Below are 18,781 nucleotides of genomic sequence, written 5' to 3' on the forward strand. Positions count from 1 at the left end.
GTACCGCCTCGGCGAGCGTGTCCTTGGGTAGGTCGTGAAGTCACAATGGCATTCGTCGCTCCGCCCTGTGTCTGTCGGGAGCACGCCCGCGCCGGTCTGCTCAACCACTGAGCTATGCGAACGCGGCTGGAGGACGCTGCCGTCGCGGCGGACCAGCGGTGTTTGCTGCAGCGCGGTCAGCCTTTCGGTGAACTCTCGGACCAGATAGCTCTGTCGGTCCGAGGCTGCCCGCGCGGCCGCACCGGCGGTGTCCACAATCAGCTTTGCCAAGGCGTCGGCTCCTGCGCGATAGGCTGATTCTCCTAGCCAAAGCCCGGTCATGGCGCCGAGCCCGTCCACTTCTACGCTCACCGACTTACAGCGAGTTGTCACGCGGACGGTGATGGATTTGCAGTGCTCATCCATCGCCTGGAGCAAGTCACGCTGCTTGGCAATGCGTGCCATGAGCGAATCTACAAGTCCGCCTGTCAAATCCGGTTCATCCAGGTGTCGGGCGGATCGTCAGGGTCGCTGTCACAAAACTGCGCCTCGGCGTCAGCGAGCTCTTGTTCAGTGCTGAGATTCAGACCGCTGATGACGGCGTGACTGAAGCCGCGGGCAACCAAATCCCGACGCCGTGCGACCTGCATACGCATGGCGGACAGCTGACACAGCAAAAGTATCTCCTGAGCCAATTGCGTTGGTGGCTTGGCTAACTCGCGTCTATCCAGCTTCATCGCGAGGGGCAGGCCTCGCTCGGTCGTCCGAACAACTATTCCTCCGTTCGGAGACCATTGCGACCCTTGCATGGCTTTGCGTGATTCGTCCATGGATCTGCGCCAAGTCCCTAACAACCCGAAACCGTTTACGCGCCAGCTTAGTACACTTGCAGACGACCGGTAGCAGTCGTCCGTCGGGCAAACGCCTCACCGTGTCACCGTTCCCTGAAGCGAGTCCGATCGAAAGAAAGCTGGGGCCACTGGATGAGTGGTGACAACAGGAACGCACAGCGAGTCTTCGACGCCGGGGTGCTCTCGCTTGGCATCCCGGTGGACGGAATGGAAGTTGACCGCGACGTGCACTACGCGGGATTGGCTTTCAAACGGGCAACCGAATACGACCCGGAAATGTGCGACGCCTGGCTCGGCCGTGCCGCCGCCGGCGAGACCACTGCGGAAGTCATCCATCACCTGCACCGCAGTTGCAGGTTTCTGGGCCGTGAGCAACGTCGGCTAGGTCTGGCGCCCCGTGCACTGTGCGGGCGATTCGAGACAGGTCTTTATGTGGACTACACCTTGAGTTCGCTCACCGAAATCAAGCTGGCTTACGTGGCGAGCTTGATTGAGGGCAAAGACTACGACGAGGCCGAGCGGACGCTCGACGAAATCGCCGCATCGAACCCAGCCGTGGCAGACGCGGCCACAGAAGATATCTCCTCCTACATACGCGGCGTCCTCTATTTCACCACGCAGCGATGGCCCGATGTACTGACGGCGCTGGCGAACTCCGCGTCATTCCACGACGAGTACCTGGCGGCGGGCGCGCACCTCATGGTCGGGTCCGCGTGCGCGCAAATGGGGCTATTCGGTGAGGGTTTGCGCCGGCTCGACCACGCACTCGAAGGACCAATCCCGGCGGCCCGCCGGGCCGCGGAATTCTGCAAGGGACTCGCCCTACGCGAAATGGGCAACGAACCCGAAGCCCGCAAGATCTTCGAGCGAATCTACAGCGAAGAACCCGGATTCGAAGCCAACTACGCGGCACTGAACGACCCGAAGTACCGACTTGTCATCACAACCAAGGAGGTCATCGAGTCCCGCGCTAACAAATGGGACCCCGCCAGCGCTCCGACCGCAGCGGGACTCGATGCCGAAAACATGACCGAACGCGGCAACGAGCACTTGCGGGCGGCGCAGCAAGAGCTGGACCGCCAGGTCGGATTGGCCGACGTCAAATTGCAGGTGGCCAAGCTCCGGTCCGCGGCGCAGCTGGCGAAGTTGCGCGAGGACAAGGGGCTCAGTACGGTCGCTCGCAGCCTCCATCTGGCATTTACCGGTCCGCCGGGCACGGGCAAGACCACGATCGCTCGGGTGGTCGCCAAAACCTATTGCGGCCTAGGGCTGTTGGAGTCGCTCAAGGTCATCGAAGCCAAGCGGCAGGATTTCGTCGGTCAGCACTTGGGGAGCACAGCGATCAAGACGAGCGCGTTGATCGACAGCGCCATGGGCGGAGTGCTCTTCATCGACGAGGCATACACACTGATCCAGACCGGTCTTTCAGGCGGCGATGCGTTCGGGCGGGAAGCAGTCGACACTTTGCTAGCCCGCATGGAAAACGATCGTGACCGTCTGGTTGTGATCATCGCCGGATACGATGCGGAAATCGATCGCTTTCTTGCCTCCAACGAGGGTCTCGCCTCGCGGTTCACCAAGCGTATCCGCTTCCCGTCATACGCTCCCTCCGAACTCGGGGACATCGGCAGGCTGATAGCCAAGTCGCGGGACTCCGAGCTATCGCCCGCTGCGTACGACGAACTCGTGTCCGTGTGCAATCGGCTGTGCTCCGAGGAGTCCACTGACCACGATGGCAACGTCCGCAAGAGCATCGATCTGGCGGGTAACGGGCGCTTCGTGCGTAACGTAATCGAAGCGGCCGAGGAGGAGCGAGCCTATCGTCTCACCGAGGCTTGCGACAGCGCGTTGCACTTCGATGAGGATGAACTCATGGCCATCGAAGGAAGCGACATGAAGGCAGCGCTGAGCAGCATCCTGCAGACATTGAATCTGACGTAGCAGACCAGGAGATTCCGTGGCCTACCTAGACCAATCCGGTCGCCCCGACGGTTTTGTCAACCCTGTCAACGGTACGAGCAGGCCGCCAGATCCGAGGCCACCGATAAACCGTCACGCACGGATCGACACGGACTTCACCAGCGCTGCGGGTGATGTGCCAACTCGGCCGCACAGTGCGCGTACGCCGGCCGCAGACGAACTTGGCTTGACTCGGTCGCGGGCGGTTCCGCAACGCGGTTGGCGAAAGATGCTGCACCACATCACCTGTGGCACGGTGAACCTAGGTGAATCGGCGGCGGAATCAAGCTGGCGGGCATTGGTCGATCGTGTCAACCAGCCGGTGCGAGGCTCCTACAGCGTCGCGGTGCTGTCGTTGAAAGGTGGCGTCGGGAAGACCACGACCACCTTCGGGTTGGGCGCCACCTTCGCGTCGTTGCGGGGTGACCGAGTGATCGCCGTGGACGCCAATCCCGACTTCGGGACTCTGGGCCTACGTGGGCCTAGTCAGACCCGCTCCACAGTGCGCAACCTTCTGACCGACGGGGAGATCGTGCGCTACCCCGACATGCGGCGGCATACATCGCAGAGCCCGAGCAGATTGGAAATTTTAGTCTCCGAGCGGGATCCCGCGGTGTCGGAAGCGTTTTCGGAACGCGATTATCACGCCGTGCATGAAATATTGGATCGCTTCTACAACATCATCCTTGCTGACTGCGGCACGGGCCTAACCCACTCGGCTACGCGTGGAGTGCTCAATGTCGCTGATGCCCTGGTGATCGTCGCCTCCCCGGCGATCGACGCGGCACGCAGCGCGCTGGCGACGCTCGACTGGCTGCAATGTCACGGTTATGCGCATCTGGTTCCCAACGCCAGCGTGGTGCTGAGCTCGGCCCAGCCGGGTGCTATGCCGATCAAGACCGAGCAGTTGGTTCAGCACTTCCAGGCGCGCGTGCGTTCGCTTTTCGTGATTCCCTATGATCCCCATCTCGCAGCGGGTGGTGAGATCTCCATCGACTTGTTGAATCCAAAGACGCGGCGACAATACGTGGAATTGGCCGCTTCGGTGGCCGACGGGTTCGGCTGAAGGACCCATGAGTCGGGCCGAAACGTTTGGCGTGCCGACCGTTCTGCGGATTTCACGGTATAGCTACGGCTCGGTGGGCTCACTGATGCTTTGCTCGGCGGCATGTTGACCCCCCGGGTACGGGTACGACCCTGGCACAGTGCGTTTCCCGTCGGCGACGCCGATTCCGGCCGTTCCCGTCGGCTCGTTCCCGGGGTTGGCGAGTGACTGCTGGGCGGGCGCGCCCACGCTGTGTCGAGCGTATTTGGCCTGCAGCTCAGAGAACGATTCCTGCACCGTATCGGCCTGCGCCCGGGCCGCCGGGGTGGCGCTGTCGGCATGTCCTTGTGCCTCGGCTCGTCCTGCGGCGCGGTAGTGCACCACGGACTCCTGGCAATACTGCTGATACTGCGCCACATATGCCTGGTATGCCTGAACGAGACTCTGGTATGGCGAAGAACTGCGTCCGCCAGTGGATTCGGATGGAGCGAAGACGCCGCTCTCCTGCAGCAGCGCGGCCAATGCGGCGATTGACTGTGCTGCCGCAAGGGCGACGATCGATATCAATGCCCCACCTGACGGGCCAGCCGGGACCAAGGCGGCCACCCCATCAAGAAGACCCGCGACCGCAAGAGTAACGACAACCCAGCCGCGCACCGACTGTCTGGGAAGAAGTCCGACCGCCGCGACGATCGCCGCCAACACACTGAGTCGCACCGGGTAACCCGCCACCTGCGGCGAGCCCAGGCACACTCCAAAGCTCGTTGGGCCGATGATCGCGACAACGGTCCACAAAAGTCGACATAACCGATTTCGTTGAGACGCAGCGGCTTTGGATGAGTGCCCGCTATGGGCGGCGATGGGCGCGCCGTATCCGGCGGCATAGGCCGGGTAGCCTCGTTCGCTAGTCATCGTCGTACTCCAAACTGACTTGGTCGATCGCTGCGACCATCGCTTTCGCCGTGGGACACGCCTCCCCGAAAAGGGTCGGGTTGGCGACCCGACGATCCCGAATCATAGAGCTCATCCGTGGTGAGCGCTATCCGTTTGCACACCGTAACCGGTGGCGTCGGTGGTGAGAAATTGTCGGCGCGGGGCTATGACCAAATTCCGCTCTGCTGTGAGGTTTTGGCTTCTACACCGTTGGATTCAGTCCACCATGTCCAATGACGACTTGATGTAAAGCATCTCGTCGGGAGTGGCCACCATCGTCACCGTCGCCGACGCTGACCGAGTGCACACTCGGACGAGGTCGCGATGGTGATCGAGCAGTTCCATCGTCACGTCCACGTCCACTGACGGCTGGGAATGGGTGGGTTTGACTATCATCACGGTTGTAGCTGGCAAAACCGACTTCTCGGGCGTGCCGTCAAACATTTCCACGGGATGACGGCGAGTCGCCTGCGTCGGCGTGGCAACGCCGTTGCGGCCGTTGACGCTGAGCAGGCCATGGTCACCGACCTGGTCCACCATCGCCTGCCACGCGGCGGGACGTCGAGAGTGGACCCGGACGCAGGCGCCCAACGCCAGCGAGCGGAGCACTACCTGTTGCGCCAGATGCAAAGTGCCACACATCTCCACCCGGTGCACGTGCGGCCCGAAGAGCGGCAGCGCAACCGCTCGTCCGTGCTGGTCGGCCCCGACGACTTGACCGCACCCGCAGACCGGCAGTCGGATGTCGTTAACGGCGTCAGCGCCCTTTCCGAACACCCATCCCCCCACCGATCGCCGCGGTGACGGCAACGGCAGGCTGCACCTCAACGCCGCGTATTGCATGCCGGGCAAGCTTTTCAGGTCACGTAGTTTGACTGCGGCATGTCCGTAACCGTCGAACCGCACCAGGCCCCGAAGCTTGATCAAGTCATCGCACGCATCACGACGCAGTGAGATGCACACTGTCGTCGAATCACTCGGCACGGTCCACAGCAGGGCGAGCCCAGCAGTGGTGAACATCGGCGGTTCGAAGCAGTAGCTGCGTCGCTCGAACTTGCCGTCCAGGCAAGCTCCCCAGGTTTCGTCCAGAGCGTTCAGGTCGGCGCCGCGCGTCAGTTCGCGTGTGGCCTGCGTGATTTCGTCGGCGGTCGCGATTCGCGTCCGCAGTCCCGCGTCGGACAGGCGGTTGGCCAGCCGTCGGGTGGCGGTCGTCGCTGTCCGGATAATTCCTTGCCAACCGCCACCCCGATGGCGCACGGCTTCCGGACACAACGTCGGATCCATCCGAATCACCACCCAGACCGAGCGCCGCGCGATCGCGGGCAGCGGCCCCAGCACCGCCTCGTAGACCGACCCGATCTGACTGTGCCTGTGGGATCGAGCACCCTGGCTGATCACATCGACGGAGTCCAGATCGATGTCGAACTGGCGGAGACAATCCACTAATGTCTGCGCCGAAACCATCTGGCCCGACACCGTCTTTGCAGGCTCCATGACCGTCATCCGCTGGGGGTCTTCAAGAATTCGCACCAAGGACATCAAGATTTTGCCGTCCCAGTGGAACCCGATCTGTGACCCGTCGGACAATTCTGCGTTGAACGGTTCGAAGTGTTCGCCTCTGCGCTTGCGGCGGTGGCGTTCATACCAGAACCGCCACGCCGCCGCGACCCTGCAAGGCACTGATGATCCCCCGATTCGCGCCAGTACCACTACGGCTAGGCCCAGGCCGGCTGCGGCGCCGTACCAGCCCGACTGGTGCAGCAGCGGCCCGATATACATCCCCGCCGCTACGAATGACTGCGCCACCAGCAAGTCGTACAAAGGCAGCACGCGTTGCAACGTGATCGCGGCTGTCCTTGACAATTGCGCGGACCCGGCTGCCTCCTTTATCGGTGGCCGCTCACGTCGCTTCACTGCGTGCTTCCCTTCCGGCTGACAGTCCTACTGACAGGCGATTTCGTCGCTTGGCTACCGCTTCGACTGGCCAAGTAAGCTGATCTCGTTCTTGGGCATTCCATCAAACGCTGATAGGGGCCGCCGTGCCGGCGCAAGTCACCACGCGTGCACAAGTCAACGGGTACAGGCTGTTGATCCGACGGATGGAACATGCGCTGATACGCGCCGATTCCCGGATGATCCACGATCCCATGCGGGGGCAGATGCGCGCGCTGTTGGTCGGGGCAGTCATCGCCATAGTCATTTCGGGCGGTGCCGGTGTACTAGCGTTTTTCCGCCCGACACCCAATTTCGGCGATTCGACGATCATGATCAGCAAATCGAACGGCACGTTGTTCGTTCGGATCGGAGACCGGTTACACCCTGTCCTCAACTTGGCGTCAGCCCGGTTGATCGTCGGAAAAAGCGACGTACCAAAACAAGTCGATGACAAGTTCCTGAACACTGTTGCCCTGGGCCCGATGGTCGGCATCGTCGGAGCGCCCAGCGCGATCGACGGCGCAGACAACACGGGGATGTCGTCATGGACGGTGTGCGATTCCACGCAAACCCCCTCCGTTCCTGGGCAGGTCGGCGAGTCCGTGGTCGATACGACGGTTCTTGCCAACGATCCCGTGCTCGACGAAGACATCCGGGTGGCCTCCGCGGAGCAGATGTTCCTTGCCAGGGCCCACGGGATTACATACCTGATCTACAGCGGTGTACGAGCTCAGATTAATCCGGCCGATCCCACTCTGCACAACGCACTGAGGCTGGGCAACAGTGATATTCGAGACGTTTCACCGGGACTGTTGAACTCTTTCCCGCTGGTCGATCCGGTTGTGCCAATTGTCATCGCGGATGTCGCGCAGCCAACCAGCTATCTGCCCGACGCGTACCGGGTGGGCGCGATCTTGAAAACCGTCGACTCCAGCGGTGAACAGCTTTACGTGGTGCTGCCGGAAGGGTTGCAGCCCATATCCGCAGCGACTGCGGACATCATCCGCTACGGCAACCCTGATTCGCCGAACGCGTCTGTGCCGATTGACATCTCGCCGGCTCTGGTCAGGGAGGTCCCTATCGTGCACACGCTGCCCGTAGAGCACTACCCGGTTGCTCTGCCGCGGCTCCTGCATGCCGATCCGGATGGCGTTGTCTGCATGTCCTGGCAGCGCAATAACTCGGCCAGCGGGGCAACCACCCGCCTGCTGGCCGGACGCCACCTCCCGCTGCCCAGTGATGCGCAGCCGGTGCGGCTAGCTACCGCGGACGGCGGCGGACCGGGCCTCGACAGCGTGTACCTCAAACCCGGCACCGGCGAGTACGTCCAAGCCGCCGGCGAAGAGACGACCAGCCGCGCATTGGGACAATTGTTCTATGTCAACGATTTAGGGGTTCGTTTTCATATCCAGGATGACACCGTGGCCGTCGCGCTGGGCGTCACCGGAAGCAAACAACCCGGCAGCACCACGCCGGTACCGCAGACAGCGCCCTGGCCGGTGCTGGCACTGCTGCCGCCCGGACCGGCACTGTCCCAGCGGGCCGCGTTGATCACCCATGACGGCATGGCAGCAGACCCCAGGGGCCACCAGATCCCACCGCCCAAACATTGAAGTCAGATTCGCATCTCGCGGAAGAACGCGTACACCCGGATTATCCAGCAGGCCAGCGGAATCACCAGCGCGATGGCGAACAACTCGAGAAGCTCGACCCTACGCCGCATCACCGGAGAAAACTCTCGCTGAGGCGCGACCAACCCACACATCACCAGAAGTACCGTCAACGTGACTAGAGCGATGGCGGCTTTGATCTGCAAGCTGTCGACGAACGTAGCTGTCTTGACTATCACGACAACTGCGATCACCAGACCGCCGCCGATCAAGACAGCCGATTGGACGAGATCGTGGTGGCTGCGGCCACGCAAACACAGCACGGTTGCCACCGCGATACCGAAAGCTATTCCTTGCCAGGATAATCCGTTTGCTGCGTCCAGAGCGAAACAGCAACCGATGGCGGCGAGTATCGCCGCCGCAGCTACCAGCCCGGTCAGATATTCTCTAGCCCGGCGCACCTGGTCAGCCATCCCCGCCTCGGTGGGAATGACCTGTTTACCGATTGCATTGACGCCCTCCACCGCGGTGACGCCCTGGGTTTCGATGTCATCGAGCGGTTCACCCGCGGTCGGAACCCGGGGCACCGGTACGCCGGACAACACGATCGTGGCCCTGGGCGCCAAGTAGACGACCATAACCGCCACAGTGGCCAAAATCGCGCCTACCGTGCGCGGATACCAACCCAGGAATTGTTGTGCCACTGCAGCCGGTGCACCGAACACCGCGAGCGCTATCACGGCGGTGTACAGCGCACGGGCCCGCCCGGATCCCAGCAGCTGCAACAATGCAACCAATGCCGTCAGCGCCAGCGCCATGGGCAGCGCCTGGGCACCATGCACCTCCGGTAGGACATACAACGACCCGCCGAATATCAACGGCAGGCCAGACCCGGACAGCCAGGCTGCCCTGCGCCTGTCGCCCGGCCGGAACGACAGCACGAGACTGGTAGCAGCAAAGCACATTCCGGTTATCAACGCCGCGGCCGCAGCAACCGGCACGCCGGCGATCCGAAGCGTCCCTGCAGCCTTGGGAAGTATCAGCACCGTCGCTGCTGCCAGCGCGATACTGAGGACGAACCACGCTGCCATCCAACGTTGCTCAGTGAACCAGCCGCCGCGGTTGTCTTGCGGCTCGGCCATGCCTTCCAGTTCGTCGCTCAACGGCGATGAGGCAGGTGTATTGGCTTCCGCGACGATCAGCAGCTCGCCGTCGTGGACGCCCGCCTCAGCCAACGACCGATCCAGCTCGATGACGTCGCCCGTCAGGCGGGTGAAAACCCACTTACCTTCGGAATTATCAAATTTCACGTTCAGGCCGGCGCCTGCGAGAAGCTGATCGTTGGCTAACTCGATGACGTCGTTGACGATCGCCGACGTGTTCACCCGGCTGGGAACCGCGACGTCGACGAGCAGTCCGCCGACCAGAACCGCGATCCGGCCGAGCTCCTGCTCATCGGTTGACTCGGAATCCAGCTCGGTGAAGGATGACGGTAGCGTCATCTGGTGGTGACGTTTCTGCGACCCATAAAGCGCGACAATACCTTTGAATGACCCTTGTATGTTCGTCAGAATCGGGTGTCGGGTATTTCCACAGGAGGCAGGTTGGCAAGACAAGGGTTCGTCCGCCGCCTGCGCGTAGCGCCGCCGCGAATGCCCGGTGGAGAGGTCGCACTTCAATCGCCTCCGGAAGTGCCGCGGATCATCGCGGGGAATTTGCTGTCCAAGCTGATGCCGGTGATGATGCTCGTCGCGGTCGTCGGAATGATCGCGTTGATGGTCACGGTCGGTGGCCGCGACATCACCCGCAACCCGACATTTCTGATCTTTCCGATGATGATGGTCATGTCCGTAACGGGCATGTTCATGGGAGGTAGTGGTCGACCCGGCAAGGCCGCGGCGGAACTCGACGAGGAGCGCAAGGACTTCTTCACCTACTTGGCAGGCCTACGCGACGACGCCGAAGAAACCGGGTGTGCGCAGCGCGCCGCGCTTGAGTGGAGCCATCCGGATCCGCGGACCCTCATCGAGGTGGCGGGTACCCGCCGCATGTGGGAGCGCCGTCCCACGGACAGTGATTTCTGCCACGTTCGCGTCGGTGTCGGTACGCATCGACTGGCCACCCGGTTGCTGGCACCGGAAACCGGGCCGCCGGAAGACCTGGAGCCGGTCTCGACAAATGCCTTGCGGCGCTTCGTCAGCACGCATTCCGTGGTGCACGCATTGCCAACAGCGGTCTCGCTGCGCGCTTTTCCGACCATCACCTTCGACGGTGAGCGCCAACTCAGTCAGCAGTTGGTCCGGTCGATGATTTTGGAGCTGTGCGCCTTTCACGGTCCTGACCACCTGCAGATCGCGGTGGTGACCGCCAATCCCGACAACCGCAGCTGGAGCTGGGTCAAGTGGCTGCCGCAGGCCCAACATGCGTCGGCGCGTGATGGATGCGGACCGATGCGGATGCTGTTCCCGTCGCTGCGGCTCCTCGAGGATTCGCTGACGTCGGATCTCGCAGAGCGCGGCCGCTTCAGCCGCAACGCGGCGCCGACACAGGGCGTCACCCAGCTTGTCGTGGTGATCGACGATGGTGCCGTCGCCGGTGACGAACGATTGATCACCGATGCCGGGTTGGACAGCGTGACCGTGCTCGACCTCAACGGTCCCCGCAGGGGGCGCCCGTCGGGGCGCAGCCTGCAGTTGGTGGTGGAGAACGACGACGTCGGCGCGCGGACGGCAGCCGGCACCGAACGCTTCGCCACCACTGATCGCATCAGCCTCGCCGAAGCCGAGGCAACCGCAAGGGTTTTCAGCCGTTACCAGATGGGCGGCGCGGCCCATCTGGTCAGTCTGGAATCGGAAGCGCGGGCCACAGATCCCGGATTGATGGCGCTGCTGAAAATTCCCGACGCCGCCAAGATGGTTCCCGAGGAGGTGTGGCGGCAGATCACCGCGCGGCGCCGGTTAAGGGTCCCGGTCGGCTACACACCGACCGGTCATCCGCTCGAGCTGGACATCAAAGAATCCGCCGAAGGCGGCATGGGTCCGCACGGCCTGTGCATCGGCGCGACCGGATCGGGCAAGTCCGAGTTCCTGCGCACCTTGGTGCTGGCCATGATCACGTCGCACTCGCCGGAAGCGTTGAACCTGATCTTGGTGGATTTCAAAGGCGGGGCAACCTTTCTCGGACTCGAGGGTGTTCCCCATATCGCAGCGATCATCACCAACCTGGAAGACGAGTTGACGATGGTCGACCGGATGCGTGATGCGCTGGCCGGCGAAATGAACCGCCGCCAGGAGTTGCTTCGCTCGGCGGGCAACTTCCCCAACGTGACCGAGTACGAACGTGCCAGGGCCAACGGTGCCGAATTGGATCCGCTGCCGGCATTGTTCATCGTGGTGGACGAGTTCTCCGAATTGCTCTCGCAAAAGCCGGACTTCGCCGAGTTGTTCGTGATGATCGGCAGACTGGGCCGATCACTGCACATCCATCTCTTGTTGGCATCGCAACGTCTGGAAGAGAGCAGGATGCGTGGGCTGGACTCCCACCTGTCGTACCGGATCGGCCTGAAGACCTTCTCGGCCGGCGAATCGCGCAGCGTGCTCGGTGTGCCCGACGCCTACCACCTTCCCAGCGTCCCCGGCTCTGCCTTCCTGAAGTGCGACGCCGACGACCCGATCCGCTTCAACGCCTCCTACGTCTCCGGTGAGTACATCAGCCCCCGCATGGCCTCGCGCAGCGGACGGGTTTCGCTGCTTGGCGCGCAGGCGCCAAAGTTATTCACCGCCACCCCGGTCGAGAAGGATCCCACACCGGCAGCGGCGCCCGACGATCCCGCCGACGCGCCCGAGCCCCTGTCGTCGGGTCCGACCAAAATCACCTTGCTCGATGTCGTGGTCGGCCGGCTGCGCGGCCATGGGCGCCCCGCTCACGAAGTCTGGCTGCCGCCCCTGGAAGCCAGCCCGGCGGTCAACGACCTGCTGCCGAGTTCGACGTGGCACGATCCGCACAACGTCAACGGACGTCTATGGCTGCCGATCGGTGTGGTGGACCGCCCATACGACCAGCGTCGCGACACGCTGATCCTGGATCTGTCGGGGGCCGCCGGCAACATCGCGGTCGTCGGTGGTCCGCAGTCGGGCAAATCCACGGCGATCCGCACACTCATCATGGCCGCGGCGGCCACCCACTCCCCCGAGCAACTGCAGTTCTATTGCCTCGACTTCGGGGGCGGCACACTGGGCAGCCTGACGAGTCTGCCGCATGTCGGCAGCGTGGCCGGGCGGATGGACGCAGACCGCATCCGCCGTACTGTCGCGGAGGTCAGCGGGTTGCTACGCGAGCGTGAATTGCGTTTTAGGGACCTCGGAATCGAGTCGATGCGCGATTTCCGCCAGCGCAAAGCCCAGTTGGCCGCGTTGCCGCCGGATGTCGCGGCGCAGAATCCCCTGAGCCAAGACAAGTTTGGCGACGTGGTTCTGGTGGTCGACGGGTGGGCCACTATCAGAAGCGATTTCGAAGCGCTCGAACCGACGTTGCAGGCCATCGCGATCGGTGGCCTGTCCTACGGTATCCACCTGGCCGTCACCGCCAGCCGCTGGATGGAGATCAGGCCGGCGGTCAAGGACATGCTCGGTAGCCGTATCGAACTCCGGATGGGCGACCCGATCGACAGTGACATCGGCCGTAAATGGGCCGAACTCGTTCCGCTGGGCCGCCCCGGCAGAGGCATGAGCCCTGAGCGATTGCACATTCTGATCGGATTGCCACGCCTGGATTCCAGCTCCGGCATCGAGGATCTGCCTGCCGGCGTCGCCAACTCCTGTGCGGCGGTTCGTCAGCTGTACGGCGACCGGCAGGCGCCGCAGGTCCGGATGCTGCCGCATAGCGTGGACCGCGCCGCCGTCGTAGACGCCGCCCGCCGGGCGGACTCCCTCGGCAGAGCAAAAGTTGCGATCGGTATCAACGAGGCCGAATTAGCGCCCGTGGTACTGGATTTCGATGTACAACCACACCTGGTTGTGCTCGGTGACAGCGAATGCGGCAAAACCGGCCTGCTGGGCAATATCGCCTGCGGCCTGATGGAGAACGCATCGTCGCAGGAATGCAGAATCGTCCTGGTCGATTTCCGGCGCACCCTGCTCGGCGTCGTCGACAACGAGTACCTCAACGGTTATGCGACCGCCGCACAATCGTGCACGGATGTCATGACGGAGCTGGCAACCTCACTCAAGGAGCGGCTGCCCCCGAGCGACATCACCCAGCAGCAACTCAGAGACCGCTCGTGGTGGCAGGGCCCGGACGTGTACGTGCTGATCGACGATTACGACCTGATCCCCGGCGGATCAATGTCACACCCGCTGGGGCCGCTGATCGAATACCTTCCCCAGGCACGGGATATAGGGCTGCGCGTGGTGGTCGCCCGGCGTATCGGCGGTGCCGGCCGGGCGATGATGGATCCGATCATCGGCCGGCTAAAGGATCTCTCGTGTAACGGTCTGGTGATGAGCGGCACCAAAGACGAGGGTGCGTTGTTCGGTTACAAAGCCCAACTGATGCCACCGGGTCGCGGCATGCTCATCTCGCGGACGATGAAAAGTGATGTGATCCAACTGTCCCGGATGCCCGACCTATGACCAGCGCGCTGACGAAGGACGAGCTTCAGGTGATCTCGGCAGCGGCCCAGCGGGTGCGGGTGTCGTTGCTGTGCAACACAACTCAGATGGACGTGGCGCTGCCGCTGGACGTTCCGATCGTCGGGTTGGTGCCGCAGTTGATTCAGCTTGCCGGTACGCACAAAGCCGGACAGGACGACTTATCCGACGATCCGTCCACGACGGAGGCAAAGAACAGCATCTGGACGCTGAGCCGGCACCGCGGCAAAACGCCCCTGCTGCCGGAGATCACCCTGCGCGAAGCCGGTGTCGCCGAGGGAGAGTTGCTACGCCTGAACGCCGAGCGGGCCTTGGCCACGCCCACGCTCTACGACGACGTCGTCGATGCTGCCGCGCGGCTGAACAAAGCCGGCCATCCCGGGTGGGATGCCACCGCGGCACGCTGGATGGCGTTCGCGGGCGTGTATCTGGCCTCCGCGGTGTGGGTGTACCTCCTGGTGGCAAACCGGTTTGCATCCAACCGCGCTGGTTTGGCTGCGCTGTCGGTGGTTGTCGGGCTGCTACTGACGGGCGCGGCCGCGCTGGCCTACCGCCGCCATGCGCAGCGCGATATCGGCGCGGCGCTGGCCTGGTCGGTGCTGCCGATCGCGACGGCGGTCGCGTGGCTGGCGCTACACAGGTTGGGCGGGTACGGATTGGCCGCCGGCTGCGCCGCCATGATCGTCGTTGCTGCCGCACTGTTTCGCTGTGTGGGCACCGGGCACTGGGGTTATCTCGCGGTTCAGGTGGTCTATGCCCTCGGTGGTCTCGCGCTGGTGGCACACACCGTAGGGCTGCGCACCGACCTGGTGGGTGCCGGCCTGGCGGTGATTGCCGCGCTCGGCTGCCTCGCGGTCCCGGGGATGAGCGTCCGGTTCGCTCGAATAAAGCCGTTGCTGCGCGCTTTCGAGCGCAGGGATGCCGGGTCGGCAAACAAGTCGCCTTCGGCTGCTACTGCCGAGCGCAAGCAGATCGACACCGTCACATCGCCTGCCGCCGAGGCTGTTTGGGCGCGAGTCGAGTCCGAAACCTTGACCCGCTCGGCGCTCTACACCGGCTTGGCAATCAGTGCCGGGATCGGTGCATGCGCAGTCCTGACCTCCGGACCGGTGCACTGGTCCACCTTGACATTCGCGTTGGGATGCGCGCTGACGCTGGGGCTTCACACACAACAGGCCATTACGGCGGTCGAACGTAGCGCATTGGCGATACCCGCTGTCGGACTTGTCATATCGACTTGTGCGCTGGCACAGGGCGCCAGCCGCCCAATACCCTTAGCAGCGATTGGCGCGCTATTGGGCACGACTGTCGCGTTCGCGGTGATCGGAGCGATCGCCTGGCCCGGACGGCGGCCTGAGCGCCTGAGGACGTCACTGAGCTACTTAACCTACCTGGTCATCGCGGCGTTGATCCCGCTCGCGTTGTGGGCGGTCGGTGCTTACGGATCGTTTGGTTTTTCGTGATGCGCTGGCTTGCGTTCCTAGTCGTCACGGTGTTCATCGCGGTGACGGACCTGGCTTCGGCGCCAGCGCTGGCCGTCGAACCGCCGCTGGTGCCGCCAGGACCACCGCCCAGCGGCCCCGTTGCTCCTCTCGACCCGACCGAACAGAAATCCGAGTGCGGCGCGGGCGTAGTGCTTCCCGGCAGCCAGTTCCGGCAGCGCCCGAGTGCCGATGCAATGCTTGATTACAGTGGCGCGTGGAGGTTTTCGCGCGGCGCCGGACAAAAGGTCGCGGTCATCGACACCGGTGTGTCGCGCCATCCCCGGCTACCCGCCCTAGAAGCCGGCGGGGACTATGTGTCGTCGTCTGACGGGTTGGCGGACTGCGATGGGCACGGCACCCTGGTCGCCGGCCTGATCGCGGCCGCCCCGAGCCCCGATGACGCCTTCGCCGGCGTGGCACCGGAGGCGACCATCTTGTCGATCCGCCAGAACAGCGATGTTTACTCGGTGAAGGGATCCGCCTCCGGTCAGAACGACCCCAACGCGGTGTCGCCAGGCTACGGCAACACCCGGACTTTAGCGCTGGCCATAGCCCGCGCCGTGGATCTGGGTGCCACGGTGATCAATCTCTCCGAGACGGCCTGCGCGCCGGTGGGCGCGGGGATGGATGACGCATCGCTCGGGCAAGCGGTCCGCTATGCCTTCGAGCGAAACGTCGTGGTCGTCGCGGCCGCGGGAAACGTTGGGTCACAAGGGCTTTGCAGCGCGCAGAACGACGTTCGCGACCCGAACCTTCCCCTGGCAGATGACTGGGGCTCAGTACGCACGATCGCCAGTCCGCCGTGGTTCGCCGACTATGTGCTGACCGTGGGAGCGGTGGCGCCGGACGGAAAGCCAAGTGATTTCTCGTTACATGGACCATGGGTAAGTCTCGCGGCGCCAGGAGAGCAACTCACGTCACTGAGCCCCAATGGGCCGGGACTGATGAACGCTTGGCAAGATCCGCAACGGGGTCCGGTTCCGGTCAACGGCACGAGTTTTGCCGCTCCCCTTGTCTCCGGTGTCGTCGCCCTGGTGCGGTCCCGGTTTCCCGATTTGTCGGCCCAGCAGGTCGTCGAGCGAATCAAACGCACGGCGCAGACGCCGGCGGAGGGACCCAATGCCGCAACCGGCTACGGTGTGGTCGACCCGATCGCAGCGTTGACACACGACCTGCCCCCGGCCGCGCAGATGCCGTCTCATTTGACCGGCCACGCGGTTGATCGACCGAAAGCCCGGCATCCGGTCAGCACCAGGGGCCGCGATATTGTCCTGATCGTCGTGGCCGTGTGCGCGGCACTGGCGACGGTCGCCGTCGTGATGATCAGAAATGTGACGGGGCAACCGAAGTGAAACTTGGGTTTGGTCGAACTGACTCACTGGACAGCTACCGTAGTCAGCCGGGCGACCGGGCTGGTCTCGGGCCTCTGCTGTGTCCGGCATCTCCTGTTCAGTTGTGGCAATTGACATTACGATTGAGCAAAAAGGATACTGCCGGTAAATCGAGGTGCGCTATTGGTCATGCATAGTCGGTCCGAGGAGAACTCTAAGGACGACCACGCCGCGGCAGACTCCGGGTGGCCGGACTCGGAAACACCTCCGGCGGATGATCGTGCACCGCACCACCCGCAAGCTCCAGTCGATTTGCCGGGCGCCCCGCACGACTCCGATGAGTTCGACGAAATCGAGGGCAGAGCAGCCCAGCTGATGGCCCGCATGGAAGCACAACGGTTGCAGCGACAGGCGCAGCATCCCGAACCGGTTGACGATATCTCGGTAGAGACGGCCCGCGAATCCCCGGAAAGCGCAGGACAATACGAGTCCGAATTCGACGACTACATCAACGAGCCCACTACCGGCCCGGTTGACGTGCCGCTCCATCACAATGGTCTGATACCTCTACCGGATGAGAGGCCGGTGGCCTCCGACGACGCCGTCGTGCCGGCGGAACCGGAACGACCAACTCGGCAAATGGTGTTGCCGCCCTGGCAGTCCTATATTCCTTCGATCGATCCTGATTTCGGTGCGGCTCCCCAGTGGCCGGCCGACTCCGAGGCACCACCGCCGCAGGCATGGCACGGCGACCCACCAGTTGCCGAACCCGATTGGCAACGGCCCTCTCCGGCATGGTCGCCGGGATTTCCTCCGCCGCCTCCCGGCTGGCAGGGCCCACTACCATGGTTGCTTCCACCTGATCAGCCGCCGCCGGACCGCTCCGGTCGAATCGACTCGCCGTCGGCCGGACCACGCCATCTTCGGGACCGCCCTGGGCAGAGGATAAGCGGGGTGCCCGGGCGGCCGGCACCGACCCATTTCGGTTCACCACAGGCATTTCCGATGCCACCGTCGCTTGACGAGGCCGAGATTGACAACACCGCCCGGCACGCGCCAGAGTCGGGATGGCGACGTGCGGTGTATAAGGCAACCGGTGGGCACCTCAATCCGGGCCTGTCCCGCAAGGAACGCGATCGGCAGGCACTGTTCGACCAGATCCGGCAACCCATCGCGGGCGATTTCCGGATCGCGGTCTTGTCGCTCAAAGGCGGCGTCGGAAAGACAACGACCACATTGGGTTTGGGTTCGGCGCTGGCGACGGTACGCACCGACCGGGTCATCGCCATAGATGCGAACCCCGACCGAGGCACCCTGGCCGAAAGGGTGCCGGACTCTTCAACCACATCGACCGTGCGTGATTTGTTGCGGGATAACAACATCAAACGATACGCCGACGTTCGCAATCACACCCTCATGTCGCCGAGCCGTCTTGAAGTGCTTGCCAGCGAGCAAGACCCGGAAGTTGCTGAGGTCTTCGGCGAGACCGACTACCGTCGCACGATGGAAATTCTGCGGCACTACTACAACATCATCCTCACCGACTGCGGAACGGGGATCATGCACTCGGCGATGGCTGGCGTACTGGATTTCGCCAACGCGATCGTATTGGTAATCTCGGCCGCCATCGACTCCGCGCGCAGCGCGTCGGCGACGTTGGACTGGCTCACCCAGCACGGCCACGGGGCTTTGGTGCGCGACGCGCACGTGGTGCTGACCGCACCGAAAGCCGGTTCCGCCGCACTGAAGGTGGACAAAGTCGTTGAACACTTCGGCGCGCGTTGCAAGACAACGCATGTCATTCCGTTCGAACGGCATTTGGCCGAGGGCGCCCACTTCGACTTCGAACTGCTCAAGCCGGCGACATCGCGGGCTTACCTTGAGCTGGCGGGTGCCGTTTCGGAGAAGTTTTCCCGGCAGCACCCGGCTTACCCAGTCCGCTAGCCACTTTCGAGGCCGGGCCAAAGCCTCGTTCGTTGACCTGGATATACGGACGGACCAGGTAC

Annotated in this window: 10 protein-coding genes and 2 pseudogenes; 7 read left to right on the plus strand and 5 right to left on the minus strand. The window is 63.5% G+C overall.

Annotation, left to right across the window (positions count from 1 at the left end):
• Together A5625_RS26330 and A5625_RS26335 are read right to left on the minus strand one after the other, a co-directional pair.
• The coding region (locus A5625_RS26330) for a YbaB/EbfC family nucleoid-associated protein (RefSeq protein ID WP_067001326.1) at positions 1-444 on the minus strand (444 nt) is incomplete at its 3' end.
• Positions 445-467: 23 nt separating this feature from the next.
• Positions 468-809, minus strand: coding sequence for a hypothetical protein (locus A5625_RS26335; protein WP_067001328.1), 342 nt, complete (start codon positions 807-809; stop codon positions 468-470).
• 153 nt (positions 810-962) lie between these two features.
• Here A5625_RS26335 and eccA point away from each other — a divergent pair, with 153 nt between their 5' ends.
• Positions 963-2,771, plus strand: a complete 1,809-nt coding sequence (gene eccA, locus A5625_RS26340) for a type VII secretion AAA-ATPase EccA (RefSeq protein ID WP_067001330.1) — start codon at positions 963-965, stop codon at positions 2,769-2,771.
• A gap of 97 nt (positions 2,772-2,868) precedes the next feature.
• Positions 2,869-3,855: pseudogene (locus tag A5625_RS26345) on the plus strand (MinD/ParA family protein); the annotation flags it as partial.
• 63 nt (positions 3,856-3,918) lie between these two features.
• Here A5625_RS26345 and A5625_RS26350 read toward each other — a convergent pair.
• Both A5625_RS26350 and eccE read right to left on the minus strand, forming a co-directional pair.
• Positions 3,919-4,746: a DUF5336 domain-containing protein gene (locus tag A5625_RS26350; RefSeq protein WP_156748591.1), complete on the minus strand. Its 828-nt coding sequence runs from the start codon at positions 4,744-4,746 to the stop codon at positions 3,919-3,921.
• Positions 4,747-4,983: 237 nt separating this feature from the next.
• Positions 4,984-6,597 carry a type VII secretion protein EccE gene (eccE, locus tag A5625_RS26355; RefSeq protein ID WP_232003833.1) on the minus strand — a complete coding sequence of 538 codons (1,614 nt, stop codon included), beginning with the start codon at positions 6,595-6,597 and terminating at the stop codon, positions 4,984-4,986.
• A 209-nt stretch (positions 6,598-6,806) separates the two neighbouring features.
• Here eccE and eccB point away from each other — a divergent pair, with 209 nt between their 5' ends.
• The gene (gene eccB / locus A5625_RS26360; protein ID WP_067001340.1) at positions 6,807-8,315 is read left to right on the plus strand and encodes a type VII secretion protein EccB; all 1,509 of its coding nucleotides are present in this window, start codon (positions 6,807-6,809) and stop codon (positions 8,313-8,315) included.
• A gap of 2 nt (positions 8,316-8,317) precedes the next feature.
• Here the strand turns inward: eccB and eccD (A5625_RS26365) are convergent, their stop codons facing one another.
• Positions 8,318-9,814: a type VII secretion integral membrane protein EccD gene (gene eccD / locus A5625_RS26365; RefSeq protein WP_067001342.1), complete on the minus strand. Its 1,497-nt coding sequence runs from the start codon at positions 9,812-9,814 to the stop codon at positions 8,318-8,320.
• 102 nt (positions 9,815-9,916) lie between these two features.
• On the opposite strand from eccD (A5625_RS26365), the gene eccCa reads away from it, so the two are divergent.
• The 4 genes and pseudogenes from eccCa to A5625_RS30375 form a co-directional block, all read left to right on the plus strand.
• Entirely contained in the window at positions 9,917-13,942 is a 4,026-nt protein-coding gene (gene eccCa / locus A5625_RS26370; protein ID WP_197516237.1) for a type VII secretion protein EccCa, read from the plus strand.
• Positions 13,939-15,423, plus strand: a complete 1,485-nt coding sequence (gene eccD / locus A5625_RS26375; protein WP_067001347.1) for a type VII secretion integral membrane protein EccD — start codon at positions 13,939-13,941, stop codon at positions 15,421-15,423. The genes eccCa and eccD (A5625_RS26375) overlap by 4 nt, the downstream gene beginning before the upstream one ends.
• Positions 15,423-16,796, plus strand: coding sequence for a type VII secretion-associated serine protease mycosin (gene mycP, locus A5625_RS26380; RefSeq protein ID WP_067001350.1), 1,374 nt, complete (start codon positions 15,423-15,425; stop codon positions 16,794-16,796). Before eccD (A5625_RS26375) ends, mycP begins: the two co-directional genes overlap by 1 nt.
• A 642-nt stretch (positions 16,797-17,438) precedes the next feature.
• Positions 17,439-18,719 (plus strand): annotated as a pseudogene (locus tag A5625_RS30375) (AAA family ATPase); the annotation flags it as partial.
• Between the last annotated feature and the right edge of the window lie 62 nt (positions 18,720-18,781).

The organism is Mycobacterium sp. 1465703.0, from assembly GCF_001672975.1.
Classification (GTDB): domain Bacteria; phylum Actinomycetota; class Actinomycetes; order Mycobacteriales; family Mycobacteriaceae; genus Mycobacterium.

Coding starts and splice junctions, on each gene's coding strand:
- eccD (WP_067001347.1), top strand. CDS start 13,939: ATGACCAGCGCGCTGACGAAGGACGAGCTTCAGGTGATCTCGGCAGCG.
- eccD (WP_067001342.1), bottom strand. CDS start 9,814: ATGACGCTACCGTCATCCTTCACCGAGCTGGATTCCGAGTCAACCGAT.
- A5625_RS26350 (WP_156748591.1), bottom strand. CDS start 4,746: ATGACTAGCGAACGAGGCTACCCGGCCTATGCCGCCGGATACGGCGCG.
- mycP (WP_067001350.1), top strand. CDS start 15,423: ATGCGCTGGCTTGCGTTCCTAGTCGTCACGGTGTTCATCGCGGTGACG.
- eccA (WP_067001330.1), top strand. CDS start 963: ATGAGTGGTGACAACAGGAACGCACAGCGAGTCTTCGACGCCGGGGTG.
- A5625_RS26335 (WP_067001328.1), bottom strand. CDS start 809: ATGGACGAATCACGCAAAGCCATGCAAGGGTCGCAATGGTCTCCGAAC.